At 65.1% G+C, this 17,576-nt stretch carries 13 protein-coding genes; 6 read left to right on the top strand and 7 right to left on the bottom strand.

What is annotated here, in order from left to right; all coding sequences use genetic code 11:
* Window positions 1-176: 176 nt before the first annotated feature.
* Both RAD10_RS27065 and RAD10_RS27060 read left to right on the top strand, forming a co-directional pair.
* Window positions 177-398: a dodecin gene (locus RAD10_RS27065; protein ID WP_018316283.1), complete on the top strand. Its 222-nt coding sequence runs from the start codon at window positions 177-179 to the stop codon at window positions 396-398.
* A gap of 175 nt (window positions 399-573) precedes the next feature.
* Window positions 574-2,478: a diguanylate cyclase domain-containing protein gene (locus RAD10_RS27060; protein ID WP_461619886.1), complete on the top strand. Its 1,905-nt coding sequence runs from the start codon at window positions 574-576 to the stop codon at window positions 2,476-2,478.
* Between the two features lie 13 nt (window positions 2,479-2,491).
* On the opposite strand, the gene RAD10_RS27055 is transcribed toward RAD10_RS27060, so the two are convergent.
* Window positions 2,492-5,668 (bottom strand): autotransporter domain-containing protein, encoded by a 3,177-nt coding sequence (locus tag RAD10_RS27055; protein WP_461619885.1) that lies wholly within the window; start codon window positions 5,666-5,668, stop codon window positions 2,492-2,494.
* A 378-nt stretch (window positions 5,669-6,046) separates the two neighbouring features.
* Here RAD10_RS27055 and RAD10_RS27050 point away from each other — a divergent pair, with 378 nt between their 5' ends.
* Both RAD10_RS27050 and RAD10_RS27045 read left to right on the top strand, forming a co-directional pair.
* Window positions 6,047-7,090 (top strand): helix-turn-helix domain-containing protein, encoded by a 1,044-nt coding sequence (locus RAD10_RS27050; RefSeq protein ID WP_461619884.1) that lies wholly within the window; start codon window positions 6,047-6,049, stop codon window positions 7,088-7,090.
* Window positions 7,091-7,146: 56 nt separating this feature from the next.
* On the top strand, window positions 7,147-7,794 hold the full coding sequence (locus tag RAD10_RS27045; protein WP_461619883.1) for an HAD family hydrolase: 648 nt from the start codon (window positions 7,147-7,149) through the stop codon (window positions 7,792-7,794).
* A 113-nt stretch (window positions 7,795-7,907) separates the two neighbouring features.
* On the opposite strand, the gene RAD10_RS27040 is transcribed toward RAD10_RS27045, so the two are convergent.
* The 6 genes from RAD10_RS27040 to RAD10_RS27015 form a co-directional block, all read right to left on the bottom strand.
* Window positions 7,908-8,876, bottom strand: a complete 969-nt coding sequence (locus RAD10_RS27040) for an ABC transporter ATP-binding protein (protein ID WP_018316287.1) — start codon at window positions 8,874-8,876, stop codon at window positions 7,908-7,910.
* On the bottom strand, window positions 8,873-9,868 hold the full coding sequence (locus tag RAD10_RS27035) for an ABC transporter ATP-binding protein (RefSeq protein WP_092255726.1): 996 nt from the start codon (window positions 9,866-9,868) through the stop codon (window positions 8,873-8,875). The genes RAD10_RS27040 and RAD10_RS27035 overlap by 4 nt, the downstream gene beginning before the upstream one ends.
* The gene (locus RAD10_RS27030) at window positions 9,868-10,785 is read right to left on the bottom strand and encodes an ABC transporter permease (RefSeq protein WP_018316289.1); all 918 of its coding nucleotides are present in this window, start codon (window positions 10,783-10,785) and stop codon (window positions 9,868-9,870) included. Before RAD10_RS27030 ends, RAD10_RS27035 begins: the two co-directional genes overlap by 1 nt.
* The gene (locus RAD10_RS27025; RefSeq protein ID WP_018316290.1) at window positions 10,751-11,710 is read right to left on the bottom strand and encodes an ABC transporter permease; all 960 of its coding nucleotides are present in this window, start codon (window positions 11,708-11,710) and stop codon (window positions 10,751-10,753) included. Before RAD10_RS27025 ends, RAD10_RS27030 begins: the two co-directional genes overlap by 35 nt.
* Before the next feature lie 29 nt (window positions 11,711-11,739).
* The gene (locus RAD10_RS27020; protein ID WP_461619882.1) at window positions 11,740-13,530 is read right to left on the bottom strand and encodes a peptide ABC transporter substrate-binding protein; all 1,791 of its coding nucleotides are present in this window, start codon (window positions 13,528-13,530) and stop codon (window positions 11,740-11,742) included.
* 261 nt (window positions 13,531-13,791) lie between these two features.
* Window positions 13,792-15,210 carry a M20 family metallopeptidase gene (locus tag RAD10_RS27015; RefSeq protein ID WP_461619881.1) on the bottom strand — a complete coding sequence of 473 codons (1,419 nt, stop codon included), beginning with the start codon at window positions 15,208-15,210 and terminating at the stop codon, window positions 13,792-13,794.
* A gap of 284 nt (window positions 15,211-15,494) precedes the next feature.
* On the opposite strand from RAD10_RS27015, the gene RAD10_RS27010 reads away from it, so the two are divergent.
* The gene (locus RAD10_RS27010) at window positions 15,495-16,466 is read left to right on the top strand and encodes a S1C family serine protease (RefSeq protein WP_461619880.1); all 972 of its coding nucleotides are present in this window, start codon (window positions 15,495-15,497) and stop codon (window positions 16,464-16,466) included.
* A gap of 22 nt (window positions 16,467-16,488) precedes the next feature.
* Window positions 16,489-17,559, top strand: a complete 1,071-nt coding sequence (locus RAD10_RS27005) for a dienelactone hydrolase family protein (RefSeq protein WP_461619879.1) — start codon at window positions 16,489-16,491, stop codon at window positions 17,557-17,559.
* The last annotated feature ends 17 nt before the right edge of the window (window positions 17,560-17,576 follow it).

Genomic DNA, 17,576 nt, shown 5'->3' with positions numbered 1-17,576 from the left:
AACCGCGGCATCCGACGCCGGCGGGCGATTTGAAAACCATTCTTCTCGCCTCCGCTCCGGGGCCAGCGGGCACTGGGAACCCGAAGCGCTCACGCCCGTTCAGAGTCAATGCCATGCGCTCGCATGCACGTTCCATCGAGCGCGTGTCCGCTGCAAGATGAAACAAGGAAAGTCCCATGGCCGCAACCGAGAGTGATCATGTCTATAAGATCCTGGACCTCGTCGGATCGTCCGAAACATCGATCGAGGACGCGATCAAGAACGCGATCAGCCGCGCGTCCAAGACCATCCGCGAGATGAAATGGTTCGAGGTGGTGCAGACGCGCGGCCACATCGAGAACGGCGCCGTCCGCCACTATCAGGTGACGCTGCGCGTCGGCTTCACCCTGGAGGGATGAAGGCGGCAGCCGGCAGAACGGAATTGTCGCACTGCGGTAGCGAGGCTCCGCCGACCGGCCCTGACGGTGTCGGCAATCCTTCCGGTTGACTACGGACCCCGCACAATCATTGCAGATTTTGCAAGAGGCCGTTAAGACGAAAGTGAGAGGTTTGCCCCGATTTGGAGCAAGCCTGATGGTCACGAGCCGCGAATTCGGCAAGACGCGCCTTCCGCTCTGGGCGGCGGGCTTCGTTGGGCTGATCTGCGTGACGATCCTGGGCCTCAGCGCCTGGCGCGAATGGGAAGCTCGCAATGTCGATCTCAGGAACGCCGAGATCGACGTCACCAACCTCGCACATTCACTGATCCAGCACGCGGACGATACGTTCGAGCTGGTCGATACGCTCCTGGTCGGACTGGTCCACCGGCTCGAACTCGACGGGACCGGCCCCGACACGATCACGAAGCTCCAGGCCTATCTGCCGACGCGCAAATCATCGGACCGCATCCGCGGCATCTTCGTCTATGACGCGACGGGCCGGTGGCTTGCCACGACCGAGCGCCTCGACTTTTCCAAGCTCAACAACAGCGACCGGGAATATTTCCAGCGCCATCGCGACTCCCCGGAGACGGGCACGCTGATCGGACCTCCCATCAAGAGCCGCTCCGGGGGCCAGTGGATCATCACGGCGTCCCGGCGGATCAACGATCCCGACGGCGGCTTCGCCGGCGTTGCCCTGCTCACGATCGACGTCAGCTATTTCGTCAAATTCTACGAGCGGTTCGACCTAGGGCCGAACGGCTCGGCATCGCTGCTCAACAATGGCGGCATCATGCTGGCACGCAGCCGAGACGAGAGCGGCGCCTTCATCGGACGCGACCTGTCCAATGCGCCCTTGTTCAAAGGCTGGAAAAGCCGCCCCGCCGAAGCGGTCTACTATTTCAAGTCGCCGCTCGATGGCGTGCAGCGCCTGAGCTACTACCAGCGCAGCAGCCGCTATCCCCTGATGGTGCTGGCGAGTAAGTCCCAAGACGACGTGCTGGCTCCCTGGCGACGCGCCGCCGCCACGCGCATAACTTTCGTCGTCGGCCTCGTCCTGCTGATCGCGGTGATCGGCTCCTACCTGGTCCGTCAGCTCTGGCAGCGACAGCGCATGGCGCAGGCCCTGGTCGCCAAGGAGGCAAATTTCCGACTGCTGGCCGAGCAATCCAGCGACATGGTAACCCGGATCGGGCTGGATAACCGGCTGCTCTATGTCTCTCCGTCATGCGTGCGCATCACCGGCTGGACCGCCGAGGAACTGCTGAACACTTCGGCCCTGGCCGGCATTCACGCCGACGACATGGAACGGGTCGCTCAGGCCATCACCGCGCTGAAGAGCGGAGAGGCCGAGGAAGCGCGGTTCGTCTATCGCCAGCGTCATCGCGAAAAAGGGGAGATCTGGGCGGAGGCGGCGCTGCACGTGACGGTGGCATCGGACAGCGGCGCGATCGACGGCGTCGTCGCGGTCGTGCGCGACATAACCGAGCAGAAGGATCTTCAGGACAAGCTCGCTTCGCTTGCGAGGACCGACGGCCTCACCGGCCTTGCCAACCGGCGCGCATTCGATGAGCGCCTTGCCGACGAATGGGCGCGCGCCCGGCGCGACGGCACGCAGCTTTCGCTCTTGCTGATCGACGTCGATCATTTCAAAAAATTCAACGACCATTACGGACATCTGGCGGGCGACGGGTGCCTGCGCGCGCTGGGCCGGATCCTGTCCACCCAGGCCAGGCGTCCCGCCGACCTCGCGGCGCGCTACGGCGGCGAGGAATTCGCCGTGTTGTTGCCGAACACAGGTCCGGATGGCTGCGTGGAGGTCGCGGAAGCGGTTCGCCAGGCGCTGCACGATCTTGCCGTGCTGCATGCGCAAAATCCGCCCTCCCGGTTGGTCACGGTAAGCGTCGGCGCCGCAACCGGACTTCCGTCTCTGACCTCCACGGACTTCAGCACGCTGGTCGCCGCGGCCGACCGCGCGCTCTATGCCGCGAAGGACAGCGGCCGCGATCGGCTGGTGATGTCCGGACAGGTCGTGCCCTGGCCCGCGAAGACCGCGTGACGGGACCCACCGCTCACCAGTTGTAGCGAACGCTGCCCTTGCCGGCGTAGCTGCGGGTGACGCTGGAGAACTCGCCTTCGAACGTGGCCGCCGCCGACCAGCCGTTCAGCCATTTCATCTCGGCCGAAGCCGTCGTGAGCGCGGCGTCGCGGGCCTGCGCTGCGCCGCTGACGACGAAGCTTGCGACCGGCAACGCCTGAAAGGTTGCGGCGGCCGCACGATCGGGATTGAAATCATGCGCCCAGGCGACACGGCCGCGCAGTGCCAACACGCCGGCCGGCGTGGCGAACGACTTGTCGGTACGCAGGCCGAGCTCGCTGCGGCTGTCGGTCACGCTCTTCGCGGCGTTATTCAAGGCGAATGCCGATGAGCCGGAGACGACGTGTTCGGCATAGGCTGGCAGGTCGAGCGTCGTGACTTGCATCGCCCCATAAGGCGTGAGGCCGATCCCGCCGATCCATGACCCGACCAGGCGGTAGCCGCCTTCGAGACGACCGGAATACGCATTGGCGTCGAATGCGGCGCGCAGGCGGTCTGTGCCGGCGACCGTCACGGTGCGATCGGTGGTGATGTTCTGCCAGCCATAGGCCAGCGCGGCGGAGACGTAGGCCGCGCCATTCGCGTGGTAAAGATAGGCGCCGGCCTGGAACAGGTCGGAGCGACCGGAGCCGAGACCGTTCACGCCGAAGCTGGTGCCACCGCCGGCAAGCGCGAAGCCGAGCTTCGTGTTCGGCGCGAGCCAATAGTCCGCGCCGACCGCCGTGCCGGCGATGCGGCTCGTCATGTCGTTCGAACCATCCGTCGCACGGCCCTCGGTCGATTGCGATCCGCCGAAGCCGGCAGCCCACACGCTCCAGCGCCGCGCAAATCCCTGCGCCGGAGCCTTGGCGAACATGGCGAACGCGTCGGTGCGCTTGCGTGCGGCATAGGCGCTTGCCTGAACATCTTCGGCAAGTCCAGCCGCACCGTTCGCGGGATCCGGCCCGCCCTCGCGCTGCGCGAAGGGGTCGGTGAGCAGGCCCATGAACTGGCTCATCGCGCTGATCGTCGTCTGCTGCGCTGCCGCGCCTTGTTCGCCCGAGGCTTGCGTCAAGCCGGCCGCCGTCATGCGGCCATAGATCAGCGGAATGCCGCCGTTGACGTCGAAGGAATTGACCAATGCGTTCGCCACCGCCTGCTGATTGCCGTTCAGGCCGGAATTCGGCGGCGGCACGAAGGCGAGCGACAGGTTGAGATAGGCATTGTTTGCGTCGTAGCTGAGATCGGTCTTGAAGTTCGCCGGGAGATTGCTGCTGGCAACGGCCGAGGCAAAGCTGCCGGAGAGGCCGCCGCCCGCGCTGAGGATGGTGTATTTCTTCTCGATATAGCTGCCGGCCGCAAACACCGCGCTCACGGTAGCCCCGCCCAGCGTCGCGCTGCCCGTGACGTTCGCATGGGACGCTGTCGACGGATTGACCTGGACCTGATAGATCGCGCCCGATTGCAGGGCGAGATCGCCGACGATGCTCGTGACGCTGCCGGGCGTGCCGTTGCCGGGCGCGAACGTACCGCCGCCGGCAATCGCCACCAACAGCGGATCGATCGTGCCCGATCCCATCAGCACGCCACCGGCATTCACGGTGACTGAAGAGGTGCCGGTGATCGTTCCTTCGACGTCGAGCACACCGCCATTCACGGCCGTGGCTCCGGTGTAGCCGTTGTTGCCGAGCAACATGGTGAAGCCGGCCGTCGTCGTCAGGCTCGCGGTCCCGCCGACGCCGTTGAGGACGCCTCCGATGGAGGTGACGGGCGCGTTCAGATTGCCGTTGCGGATCGTGCCGCCGTTAAGGCCGATCGCGCCCTGGGTCTGCGTCGTGCCGCCCAGATCGAGCGTGGCACCGCTGTTGACCGTGGTCGTCCCGCCGACGTCGCCCAGCGTGCCGGCGCCGCTCAGAGCCAGCGTGCCGCCGTTGACGAAGGTGCCGCCGCTGTAGGTGTTGGCACCGGACAGCGTCAGCGTGCCCAGCCCCATTTTGGTCAGGGATCCCGTGTTGATGATCTGTCCGGATAACGTCGCATTGAAGCCGTTGGTGTCGATGGTGCCGCCGCCCGCCAGCAGCGAGATTGTCCGCGCGGTGCTGAAAGCCCCCGTGAACCGCAGCGCGCCCCCGTTGAAATTGACGTATTGCCCGAAGCCCAGCGCCGTGAGCGCGGCATCGCTGCTCGCCGCGACTGCCCCGCCCGCCGCAACGATGACGTTCGGCCCGATGAAGGCGGTCCCGGCATTGCCGTTGTCCGCGATCGGCATGGTGACGGAGGACAGGATCGTGTTGGTGGCCGTATCCATCACGTAATAGCCGTAGCCTGTCGTGATGTAGGCCCGGCTGCCGTCGGGCGTCACGGTCACTCCGATGCTGAATCCGGACAAGGTCACGCTCGCCGTGACGGTGTTCGTCACGGCATTGATCACCACGAGTTGGTTGGACTGCGTCGTCACATAGATTCGCGACCCGTCCGGGCTGACCGCGACGCTCAGGGGCAGTCCGGAGACCGAAACCGTCGTAACCACCGATTGCGATACCGCATCGATCACCGAGACGCTGCCACTGCTTTGATTGGCCACATAGATCCGGCTTCCGTCCGGAGACATCGTGATGCCGGAGGGGGAGCTTCCCGCCGCGACCGTGCCGACGACGGTTTTCGACGCGGCGTCGATGATCGAAATGTTCGCGGAGCCCTGGTTGGCGACATAGGCCCGGGTCCCGTCCGGCGAGACGACAACGCCGAAAGGGGCTACTCCCACCGCGATGGGTGAGCCGACCACGAGATTGGTCGCGGTGGAAATCACCGTGACCGAACCGGCCGAGGAGGACGTCACGTAGAGGCTCGAGCCATCCGGACTGAGCGCCAATCCCGCCGTCAATCCGGCGACGGGTATGGTCGCGACGACCGTCCGGCCGGCGACGTCGATGACCTCCACCGCGCCGGACATGGCAACGACATAGGCGAAGCGGCCATCGGCCGAAAACACCGCGCTGTGAGGATATGCGCTCGTTCCGATCGGGGACCCGATCGGAGCGTTGCTCAGCGTGCCGAACTCGATCACCTGCCCCGGCGTGCTGTTGATCGCGGTCCAGATGCCGTAATTGTCGATCTGCGCCCGGCTGGCGGAGGTCGAGCCGAGATATGGCAAAGCCAGGATGACGATCATCCCGCAACCTCTCACTGTCCGGCGACGACGGCAGCTGCGCGAACGTCGTTGCCAACGACCAGCGCGCAAAATTCCCATTGACCCCACGCCACAACCCCATTCCGACGGCGCAGCCCCGCATGGCGCGCTCGCATTCCAGAGACGGGAGAACCTCTAACAGGACGGCAGACCGGACGATGTGCCCAGCGTCTCAGCGCGACAAAATCCAAGCGTATCTCTCGATGGTTGCAAATACAAAATCGCACAATCTACGTCGGCCTCGCTTGCGCACCGATTTCCGAATGGCTACATCCAGACCCGACATTGGCTTGCCGCCGATCTCGAGAAATCAGTTGCATGCGGTCTTCCGCATCGCGAGGGGATGTGGACGGGACTGCGTTGAACGGAAGCACGGCGGCGGACAATCCCGGGCGCGGTCCGGAGGCGCTCGCGCAGTTGCGGGCCATGACGGTCGACATTTGTGAGGTCATTCCGCGCACCGCGGAGGACGACTTCCATGTCACTACGGTGACGAGGATGACCCGCAACGCCCTGCTGATCGACACGCGTGCCACCGACCAGGACTATGACCGCACGCCCGCGCACGTCGCCCGCGGCGTCATGGATCATTTTCAGATCACCCTCTGCGTCGAGGGCGAGATGCAGTTTAGCTCGGGCCGGCGCGAGGTCACGCTGCGGCCCGGCGACATCGTTCTCATCGACATGGCGCAGCCAAACCGGACCGCGCTGCGCGCCGCGGGCGGCCGCACCCATCTGATGTCGATCGTGCTGCAACGCGCGATTTTGGCGCCTCGGCTTGCCCATCCGGATGCGGCGACGGCAACCCTGCTGCCGTCGGATCACCCTCATGCACGCCTGCTCGCCAGCCACTACGCCGCGCTTGCCCTGCCGTCCGAGCCCGGGACGGACACCGCGACCGGCCATGCCGAAGCCACCGTCGAGGCGATCGCCGATCTCGTGGCGGCCGCCGCCGGCGGGACGGCCGAGATCGTCGCGGGCCTCGAGCGCGCCGAGCGGCACCTCTACCTCACGATGATCAAGCGCCGCATCGCGAACAATCTCGAAACCGATGCGCTCACCAGCGAAGAGCTCTGCCGCCACTTCCATATCTCGCGCGCGACCCTCTACCGGCTGTTCGAAGCCGAGGGCGGGCTTGCGCATTATGTGCGGGAGCAGCGGCTCAATCTCGCGTTTCGGCGCTTGATATCGCCATCCGCGCAGGACGGCCGTCTGATCGAGCTCGCCGTCGACATGCGCTTCAGCAGCGATTCCACCTTCATTCGCGCATTCCGCCGCAAGTTCGGCCTGACGCCGGGCGAATTGAGGGAATTGGCCGACACGTGGCTGCGCGAGACCGGAGCGGTGCCGGCCGTCGACACGGTGCTGCATCAACTGGCGCGGCGGCGCGCATCGCAGCCCTAGCCGGCACCTGATTTGTCGCCTGCGTTCCGGCGGGATATGACTCACGCCAGGGCCGAATGTTCGGCCAATGCGCGAGCGTCGCCGTGACTGATGCCATCAAGCTCGTCCTCTTCGACATGGACAATGTCCTCTGCGACTACGACAGGGCGACGCGCGTCGCCTATCTGGCGGAGCTCGCGGGGACGACCAGCGCGTTCATCCATGAGGCGATCTGGGACAGCGGATTCGAGCTGCTCGGCGATTCCGGCGCGCTCGAGGCCGCCGACTATCTGCGAGGTTTTGGCGAACGCATCGGCTATCCCCTCTCGCTCGACGAGTGGGTGGAGGCCCGGCGCCGTTCAATGCAGGCCGATCGCGCGATGCTGGACATTGCCGGCACCCTGCGAAACACCGTCGATATCGCCGTCCTGACCAATAATACCACGCTGGTTGCCGACCACATCGACACGCTGCTGCCGGAATTGCGCCCGCTGTTCGGCGCCCGGATCTACGCCTCGGCGCAATTCAAGACGGCCAAGCCGGACCCACACTGCTATCGCCGCTGCCTCTCGGAGCTCGACATAAGGCCGCAGACCGTCCTGTTCGTCGACGATCTCGCAGCCAACGTCGCCGGCGCGCGACAGGCGGGTCTGTTCGCGCATCAGCACACGTCCGTGGCGACCTTCAGGCAGGCCCTGTCGGAGCACGGCGTGCCTCTCGACTAAGATGGAAGTGCGTAGGGTGGGCAAAGGCGCGACAGCGCCGTGCCCACGTCTTCAGAATCGTGGGCACGCTTCGCTTTGCCCACCCTACAGGTTCTGAACTCGCTTTCGGAGCCTCAAGCCAGATGACACGCCACGAAGTGGCCGCCCGCCCCTTCCTTCAGCACGGGCGCGCTTTCCGCGCAGCGCGGCTGGGCGATCGGGCAGCGGGTGTGGAAGTGACAGCCCGACGGCGGCTTCATCGGGCTCGGCACGTCGCCCTTGAGGCGGATGCGCTCGCGCTTCAGTTTTGGATCGGGCACCGGCACCGCCGACAGCAACGCCCTGGTGTAGGGATGCTGCGGGTTGCGGTAGAGATCGCTCGCTTTCGCCAGCTCGACGATCCGGCCGAGATACATCACCGCGACGCGGTCGGAGATGTGCTCGACCACCGAGAGGTCGTGCGCGACGAAGAGATAGGTGAGGTTCAGCTCGGCCTGGAGGTCTTCCAGCAGATTGATGACCTGGGCCTGGATCGACACGTCGAGCGCCGAGACCGGCTCGTCGCAGACGATCAGCTTCGGTTCGACCGCGAGCGCGCGCGCGATCACGATGCGCTGGCGCTGGCCACCGGAGAACTCATGCGGATAGCGCCGCATATGCTCGGCCTTGAGCCCGACCTTGACCAGCAGGCCCGCGACGCGCTCCTCGCGCTCTTTGGCGGAGGTCGCAAGGTTATGGATGGTGAAGGCCTCGCCGAGGATCGCGCCGACCGTCATGCGCGGATTGAGCGAGGCGAACGGATCCTGGAACACCAGCTGCATGTTGCGCCGCATCGCGCGCAGATCGTTGCCGCCGAGGCTGCGCACGTCCTGGCCGTCGAAAGTGACCTCGCCGTCGGTCGGCTCGATCAGGCGCAGCACGCAGCGCCCCGTCGTCGACTTGCCGCAGCCGGATTCGCCGACGAGACCGAGCGTCTCGCCGCGATTGACCGAGAACGACACGCCGTCGACCGCATAGACGGTGCCGACCTGGCGCGACAGCAGGCCACCGAGCACGGGGAAGTGCTTCTTCAGGTTGGAGACTTGCAGCAAGGGTTCGCTCATGCCGCGCCTCCCAGATTTGTATCGCCGAGATGACAGGCCATGCGATGGCCAGGTGCGATCTCGCGCAGCAGCGGCTCCTTCTCGGTGCAGACGTTCATGGCGAACTTGCAGCGCGGCGCAAAGCGGCAGCCGACCGGCGGATTGATCAGGATCGGCACCGAGCCGCCGATCGCCTCGAGCCGCGTCTTGTGCTCGCTGTCGAGGTCGATGCGCGGGATCGAGCGAATCAACCCTTGCGTATAGGGATGGCCGGGATTGCCGAAGAGATCATCGACCGGCGCTTCTTCGACCACCTTGCCGGCATACATCACGACGACGCGTTGCGCGGTTTCGGCGACGACGCCCATGGCATGGGTGATCAGCATCACCGCCATGCCGAAGCGCTCCTTCATGTCCTGGAGCAGGTCCAGGATCTGGGCCTGGATGGTCACGTCGAGCGCAGTGGTGGGCTCGTCGGCGATGATCAGCTTCGGCTTGCAGGCGAGCGCCATCGCGATCATCACGCGCTGGCGCATGCCGCCGGAGAACTGGTGCGGATAATTGTGCACGCGGCCTTCGGCGTTGGGGATCTGCACCAGCTTCAGCATCTCGATGGTGCGATCGAGCGCCTGCTTCCTGGTCACGGCCTCGTGGCGGCGCAGGCTTTCGGCGATCTGCTCGCCGACGGTGAGCACCGGGTTGAGCGAGGTCATCGGCTCCTGGAAGATGAAGCCGATCTCCTTGGCCCTGATCTCGTCGAGCTCGTTGCTGGTCAGCGGCACGAGATCGCGACCCTCGAAGATGATCTGACCCGCCGCGATGCGGCCCGGCGGCATCGCGATCAGCTTCAGGATCGACATTGCGGTGACGGTCTTGCCGCAGCCGGATTCGCCGACGACGCAGAGCGTCTCGCCCCGGTTGATGGAGATGTCGACGCCGTCGACGGCCTGGAGGATGCCGTCGTCCGTGGAGAAGTGGGTCTTCAGTCCCTTGATCTCGAGCAGCGGCGCCATCAGATCACCCGTCGCGCATCGAGTGCGTCACGCAGGCCGTCGCCGATGAAGTTGATGGCGACCACCGCGATGAAGATCGCGCCACCCGGAAACAGCGCCCAGTGCGGGCCGATGTCGAGAAAGTCCTTGGCGTCATAGAGCAGCCGGCCCCAGGTCGGCGTGTCGGGCGGGAAGCCGAGGCCGAGGAAGGACAGCGTCGATTCCGCGATGATGGCGGCGGCGACGTCGATGGTGCCGGCGATGATCACCGGACCGAGCGCATTGGGCAGGATGTGACGTACCACCTGCCGCACGGGGCTCGCCCCGAGCGCCCGCGCGGCCTCGACGAACTCCTTCTCGCGGATCGACAGGAACTGAGCGCGCACGAGCCGCGCCACCGGCATCCAGCGCAGGCCGCCGATCACGAGCACAATCAGGATGAAGATGCCGCCCTCCGGGCCGAACGCGGCCTTCAGACCGTCGCGGAAGAGATAGATCAGCAGCAGCAGCAGCGGCAATTGCGGCAGCGACAGGAACAGATCGGTAAGCCACATCAGCCCGTGGCCGAGCGCACCGCGCGACATGCCGGCGAGCGCGCCGATCAGCACACCGACGAAGACCGAGACCAGCATCGCGGCGAGGCCGACCGCGAGCGAGATGCGCCCGCCATAGATCATGCGGGCGAGGATGTCCTGTCCTAGATCGTCGGTGCCGAAAGGATGCGCCGGCGAGGGCCCCTGCATGCCTGCGACGATGTCGATGTCGTCGATCTTGACCCGCCAGATGAAGGGGCCGAGCACGACTGCCAGGATCAGAACGAGCAGCAGGAACGCGCTGACCACGGCAAGCTTGTGGCGGCTGTAGCGCCGCCACGTCTCGCGCCAGGGCGAGTAGACGCGCCGCTCAGCGGAGGGAGATGCGAGGGTCAAGCCAGCCATAAAGCACGTCCGCGATGAGATTGAACAGCACGACGAGACACGCGAAGACGAAGGTGACGGCCATCACCACCGGCGTGTCGTTCGAAAGGATGGAGGAGATCAGCAGCGAGCCGATGCCGGGAATGCGGAAGATCTGCTCGGTGACGATGGCGCCACCGAACACCGCGGGCATCTGCAGCGCGATCAAGGTCACGACCGGAATCATGGCGTTGCGCATGACATGCTTGACGATGACCTTGGCCTGTCCGAGCCCCTTGGCGCGGGCGGTGGTGACGTAGTCGAGCCGGATCACGTCCAGCATCGCCGAGCGCACGAAACGCGTCATCGACGCCGCCTGGAACAGGCCGAGCACCGCCACCGGCATGATCGCCTGACGGATCATCTCCAGCACCCAGTGGATGCCGGTGCCCTTGATGTCGGTGGTGTAGACGAAAGGCAGCCAGTCCAGCGTGACCGAGAAGATCAGGATGAACAGGATGCCGGTGAAGAACGTCGGCAGCGAGAAGCCGACGAAGGCGAGCGTGTTGGCGATCTGGTCGAACAGCGAATACGGCTTCGTGGCCGCATAGACGCCGACCGGAATCGCGATCAGCAGCGCCAGGATCTGCGCCGAGCCGATCACGTAGAGCGTGGCCGGCAGGCGCTGGAGGATGAGCGTGTCGACGTTCATCCTGCTGACGAAGGAGAAGCCCCAGTCGCCGTGCAGCATGGCGTTGAGCCAGTGCAGGTAACGAAGGTGGATCGGATCGTCGAGGCCGAACTTGGCCCGGAGCGCCGCCTGCACCTCGGGCGGCACGTTCGGGTTCGTCGCCAGCTCGGAGAACGGATCGCCGGGCGCGAGCGCGAGCACGACAAACAGCACGACCGAGATTCCGAGCAGGCTCGGAATCGCAATCATCAGGCGACGCAGGACGTATTGGCTCATGAGGGAAGGCCCCGTCTAGAGTTGGGGGATCATTCCTCGCGGTACCAGTCGAACAGATTGTCGGTTTCGTTGGCCCAGCCGGACACGACCGGGCGCAGATTGTTGGCCGCCGCCTCGACCTTGAGGCGATGCTGCACCGGGATGAACACGGTGTCCTGGTACATCAGGTCGTTGGCCTTGATGTAGAGCGCAGCGCGCTTGACCGGATCCATCTCGCCGTCCGCAGCCTGGATGGTTGCGTCGTACTCCTTGTTGACCCAGCGCGGGAAGTTGGTGCCCTGCCACTTGTTCTCCTTGGTGGCGACGAGGGTCGAGAGATAGCGGCGCATGTGCTGCGACGGATCGGGCTGGCTCAGCGGGATCTGGAACATCTCCATGTCGGCGTAGAACTTGGAATAGGTATCGGGATTGCCGACGTCGGAAGAGAAGAACACGGAGGCGACGACCGATTTCAGCTCGACGTCGATGCCCGCCTTCTGGCAGGCCTGCTTGACGATCGCCTGGGTCTTCTGGCGCGGACCGTTGATCGCGGTCTGGTACAGCAGCTTCAGCTTCTTGCCGTCCTTCTCGCGGATGCCGTCGGCGCCCGGCTTCCAGCCGGCCTCGTCGAGGATCTTCGAGGCCTTCTCGATGCTGAACTCCCACGAGGTGTTCTTGGAGACGAACTTTTCGGGACCGTTGAGGAAGTTGGCCGTGGTGCGGCCGGCGCGACCGTAGATCGCCTTCTTGACCGACTCGCGATCGATCAGCAGCGACAGCGCCTTACGCACCGCCGGATCCGAGAACAGCGGGTGCTTGGTCTTGATCGAAGAGCGTTCACCATCGACCTCGGTGTTGGGATCGGTGAAGTTCAGTGCGATGAACTCGGTGTCGCCACCGACCGCATAGACGGTCTTGCCCTTGCCACCCTTTTCCAGGCGCAACAGCACGTCGTCCTCGACCTGGATGTTCCAGCCGAAATCGTACTCGCCGGTCTGGATCACCGCGCGTGCGGCCGAGACGGCATCGCCGCCGCCCTTCATCTCGACGCTGTCGAAATAGGGGCGGTTCGGCATGTGATAATCGGGGTTGAGCACGCCGCGGACGAGATCGCCCGGCTTGAACTCGACGAACTTGTAGGGGCCGGTGCCGACCGGCGAGAGGTTGGTCGGCGCCTCCCGCGATTTGGACCCCATGTAGTCCTTGAACAGATGTTTCGGGATGATGGTGTTGGGCGCCCCGACGAAGGCGTCGGCCCAGAACGGCGTCGGCTTGTTGAAGAGGATGCGGACCGTGAGGTTATCTACCTTCTCGACGGTGATGTCGCGGAGCGTCGCGATCGTCAGCGCGGAGGTCGCCGGATCCTTGGCGTATTCCCAATTGAACACGACGTCGTCGGCCGTGAACGGCGTGCCGTCATGCCATTTCACGCCGGGCTTGAGCTTCCAGGTCACCGACTTGCCGTCGGCGGCCAGGCCGCCGTTCTGGATCGAGGGAATTTCGGCGGCGAGAACCAGCTTCATGTTGCCGTCGGGATCCCAACAGGCGAGCGGCTCATAGAACAAGCGCGCACCGTCCTGGTCCTTGGTGCCGGTGGCGAAATGCGGATTGAGCAAGGTCGGGCCCTGCCACCACAGCAGCTTCAGCGCACCACCGCCGCCACGCTTGGTCGGCTTGTAGGTCGAGGCACCCTCGGCCATGGCGACGCCGCCGAGCGCGAGGATCTGGTTGGCCAGCGGGGCGGTGAGACCGACCGCGGCCATGCGCGTGATGAAGGCGCGGCGATCCATCCGTCCGTCCTTCACCTGGCCGATCATCGAACGCAGTTCTTTATCCAGCATGGTTGTCCCCCGTCTGGTTCCCATCGTGATGAAGACGGCCGTCAGAGGCAGCCGCCCAATTAGCTGGCAGTAGATGGCACACCGAATGGGGGGCGCGTCAACTGGGACCGTGTGTATGCAAACGGTCTTCTGGCTGTCTGTTGGGCAAAACTGCGTTCTGCAGCCCATCCGTTCGGCAATCCAGCATCAAAACATGCTGGATTGCACGCTGCACTGCGGAAAATTTGTTCGCAGCATCAGACGAAGTGTGGAGGCGAAATTCTATGCGACGGACATGTCGAGCGGTGGCTCGACGTGATCCGGCAGCGGGCAGACATATGGCGTCTTGGCCGTCCGCTTCTTCAGGTCGGCCTTGGCCGCCTTGATCAGTTCCGGATCTGTCAGCGCCTTGATGCCGAGACCGGCCATCGCCTTGGCGGCTTGCACCATGGCCTTGTGGGCATGCGGGCTCTTGCCCTGCGCCACCACCTGCCAAGTGTGGAACGGCGTGCCGATTGCAACCGTGGGGGCGTGAACCTGCACGGTCGGCACCACCCAGCTGACGTCGCCGACGTCGGTCGAGCCGACCAGCGGGTTGCGCTTGGCATCGAGCGGCACCAGGAAGTCGGCCAGCGGCCGATCGGTCTGCTCCATGCCGATCGCGTAATAGACCGACGCGATATCCTTGTCGCTCAAGGTCGCGCGGATCTGGCTGGCAAAGCCCTTGTCGGCATCGTCGAAATGCGGCGGTCCGAGCTCTTCCATGACCCGGTGCAGCGCCTGCTCCAACGGCGTGTTCGGCAGGATGTTGGAGACCGCGGAGATGATCTTCATCTCGACCTTGGTCTCGGTCATCAGCGCCGCGCCGTCGGCGATCTTGCTCACACGTCCGACCAGCTCGTTCATGCCGGGAAGGTCACGGGCGCGGATCGAATAGCGCACCCGCGCATGGGCCTGGACCACGTTCGGCGCGATGCCGCCGGTGTCGAGCAGCGCGTAATGCACCCGCGCATCGCTCGGCATGTGCTCGCGCATGTAGTTCACGCCGACATTCATCAACTCCACCGCATCGAGCGCGGAGCGGCCGAGATGCGGGGAGGCTGCCGCATGCGAGGTGCGGCCGGTGAAGATGAAGTCCGCGCGCGTGTTGGCGAGCGACGGCGTCACCGCGACCTCCCAGAAGCTGTGCGGATGCCAGGTGATGGCGATGTCGGCGTCCTCGAACGCGCCGGAGCGCACCATGAACGCCTTTGCGGCGCCGCCTTCTTCAGCCGGGCAGCCATAATAGCGCACGCGACCAGGCACCTTGTTTTCGGCAAGCCAGTCCTTCACCGCGGTCGCGGCGAGCAGCGCGGCGGAACCGAGCAGATTGTGACCACAGCCATGGCCGTGCCCACCGGCTTCGATCGGACGATGCTCGGCGACACCCGCTTCCTGGCTGAGACCGGGAAGGGCGTCATATTCGCCCATGAATGCGATGACCGGACCGCCCTCGCCCCACTCGCCCATCACCGCAGTCGGAATGCCGGCGACGTTCTCTGCGAGGCGGAAACCCTGATGACGCAGCTCGGCAAGATGCTCGGCGGCGGACCGCGCCTCGGTGTAGCATACCTCGGGCATGCCCCAGACCTTGTCGCTGAGGTCGATGAAACGCCCCTTGATCGTGTCGACGCCACGCCAGATGTCGCTGCGGTTGTCCATTGCTTCGGTCCGTGATCCCTTGGTCAAACGAAGCGGCAATGGTTAGCAGCTTCATGGTAAGGCGCCTAGCACCTCGCCGGACACCAGCCATGCGGCGTAGGCCGGATTAAGGGACACCCGCCGCTCGTGCACGTGTTTCTGCGCCTTTCAGAGATTTCACGCGGCGTTCTCACGAATAGTTGGGAACGAGGCTTTCAAGACGGCCTGCCCCGGCCTAAATTATGCGTGCTTCGCGCGTCGCTCTGCAGCAATCTCGGAGCGATGCACTCAGCCAGGAGAACTCCATGCCCGCTTTGACCGAATGGAGAGTGCCGCCGGCCAATCAGCCGCGTACGAGCGACTACGGTTTCGATCTCGACCGCGCGCTCGCATCCGTCGTCGGCCTGCACGCGATCGTCCCGCCGGACGCCTTCAGCGCCGAGACGCTGGGCACCGAACGCGCCGGCAACGGCGTCGTGATCGATCACGGACTGGTGCTCACCATCGGCTATCTCATCACCGAGGCGGAATCGGTGTGGCTGCACCTTGGCGATGGGCGGGTGGTCGAAGGCCATGCGCTCGGTTTCGATTCCGAAACCGGCTTCGGCCTGGTGCAAGCCCTCGGTGAGCTCGACGTCGAACCGTTGCCGCTCGGCAGCTCGGCAGAAACCGGGATCGGCGACCGCGTCGTGGTCGGCGGCGCCGGCGGTCGCACGCGCTCGGTCGCGAGCCAGATCGTGGCCAAGCAGGAATTCGCCGGCTATTGGGAATATCTGCTGGACGAAGCCGTCTTCACCTATCCCGCGCATCCGAACTGGGGCGGCACGGCGCTGCTCAACGAGCGCGGCGAGCTGATCGGCATCGGCTCGCTTCAGCTGGAGCGCGAGCGCGACGGCAAGGCCGAGCACGTCAACATGGTCGTGCCGATCGACCTCTTGAAACCGATCCTGGACGATCTGCGCAAGTTCGGTCGCGTCAACAAGCCGGCGCGACCCTGGCTCGGGCTCTACTCGACCGAGATCGACAACCGCGTGGTCGTGATCGGGATCTCCCCCAACGGTCCTGCCGCGCGCGCCGAACTCAAGACCGACGATATCATCCTCGCCGTGAACGGGGACAAGGTCACGAGCCAGACCGCCTTCTACAAGAAGATGTGGGCGCTCGGCACCGCCGGCGTCGACGTGCCGCTGACCGTGTACCACCAAGGCGTCACCTTCGACGTCACGGTGACCTCCACCGATCGCTTCAAGCTCTTGAAGGCACCGAAGCTGCATTGATCCCACGCTGAAGGAAGCCGCGATGAGCGAGGCCGTGATCGACGACATCGTGGCCGTGCTGCCGCCGCTGCTCAATGCGCTGGAAGCGCTCGGCTTCTTCCAACGCCATCTGCATCCGCCGGCGTTCGCTACCGTGATGAACGCGATCGGCGCGCCGGATGAGGCGCTGCAAACGGCACACGCGGCTATTGGAGAGTGGCCGGAGCAGTTCGCGGGCCTCCGCGAGCGGCTCGATCGCGCCTGCGGCGAGACGCTCGCCGCCTTTGCCGGGATACGCGAGGTCGAGCGCGGCAATGGCGATCTCGTCGCCGTCTTCCGCGCGCTGCGCCACGTGCCGCGCGCGCAGGAGGCGCTTTATCCCCTGGCGATGCAGTTTCCTCCCGTAAGCAGCTTCTTCCTCAACACCGCCAATCGCGAAAATGCGGATCTGTTGTCGCGGCTCGAAGTCGGCACGAACGAAAATACCGGCATCTTCCACGATCACAACGAACCCGGCAGCCGCGGCGGCTTCTCGGTCTATGTGCCTGAGTACTATACGCCCGAGCACGCCATGCCGCTGGTGATGGCGCTGCACGGCGGCAGCGGCAACGGACGCGGTTTCCTGTGGAGCTGGCTGCGCGACGCCCGCAGCCTTGGCACGGTTCTGGTCGCACCGACCGCGACCGGTCCGACCTGGGCGCTGATGGGCGATGATGCCGATACGCCCAATCTCATGCGTATCCTCGAAACCGTGCGCAGCCGCTGGAGCATCGACACCTCGCGCATGCTGCTGACCGGCATGAGCGACGGCGGCACCTTCAGCTACGTCAGCGGCCTCGACGGCGCCTCGCCCTTCACCCATCTGGCGCCGGTCTCCGCAACGTTCCATCCGCTGATGGCGGAGATGGCGGACGCCGCGCGCTTGCAAGGTCTGCCCATCTTCATCACCCACGGCAAGCTCGACTGGATGTTTCCGGTGCAGACCGCGCGCCAGACCCAGGCAGCGCTCGCAGCGGCTGGCGCTGATGTCACCTATCGCGAGATCGACGACCTCAGCCACACCTATCCGCGCGAGATCAACGCGGAGCTGGTGCAGTGGCTGAATGCGGGGTGAACAACCCGTCCTTATCC

The organism is Bradyrhizobium sp. 23AC (assembly GCF_054863025.1).
Note: the sequence above shows the minus strand (reverse complement) of the source record. Positions and strands in the feature narration are given on the sequence as shown.

Coding starts and splice junctions, on each gene's coding strand:
- RAD10_RS27055 (WP_461619885.1), bottom strand. CDS start 5,668: ATGATCGTCATCCTGGCTTTGCCATATCTCGGCTCGACCTCCGCCAGC.
- RAD10_RS27040 (WP_018316287.1), bottom strand. CDS start 8,876: ATGAGCGAACCCTTGCTGCAAGTCTCCAACCTGAAGAAGCACTTCCCC.
- RAD10_RS27065 (WP_018316283.1), top strand. CDS start 177: ATGGCCGCAACCGAGAGTGATCATGTCTATAAGATCCTGGACCTCGTC.
- RAD10_RS27015 (WP_461619881.1), bottom strand. CDS start 15,210: ATGGACAACCGCAGCGACATCTGGCGTGGCGTCGACACGATCAAGGGG.
- RAD10_RS27060 (WP_461619886.1), top strand. CDS start 574: ATGGTCACGAGCCGCGAATTCGGCAAGACGCGCCTTCCGCTCTGGGCG.
- RAD10_RS27020 (WP_461619882.1), bottom strand. CDS start 13,530: ATGCTGGATAAAGAACTGCGTTCGATGATCGGCCAGGTGAAGGACGGA.
- RAD10_RS27045 (WP_461619883.1), top strand. CDS start 7,147: ATGTTCGGCCAATGCGCGAGCGTCGCCGTGACTGATGCCATCAAGCTC.
- RAD10_RS27005 (WP_461619879.1), top strand. CDS start 16,489: ATGAGCGAGGCCGTGATCGACGACATCGTGGCCGTGCTGCCGCCGCTG.
- RAD10_RS27010 (WP_461619880.1), top strand. CDS start 15,495: ATGCCCGCTTTGACCGAATGGAGAGTGCCGCCGGCCAATCAGCCGCGT.
- RAD10_RS27025 (WP_018316290.1), bottom strand. CDS start 11,710: ATGAGCCAATACGTCCTGCGTCGCCTGATGATTGCGATTCCGAGCCTG.
- RAD10_RS27035 (WP_092255726.1), bottom strand. CDS start 9,868: ATGGCGCCGCTGCTCGAGATCAAGGGACTGAAGACCCACTTCTCCACG.
- RAD10_RS27030 (WP_018316289.1), bottom strand. CDS start 10,785: ATGGCTGGCTTGACCCTCGCATCTCCCTCCGCTGAGCGGCGCGTCTAC.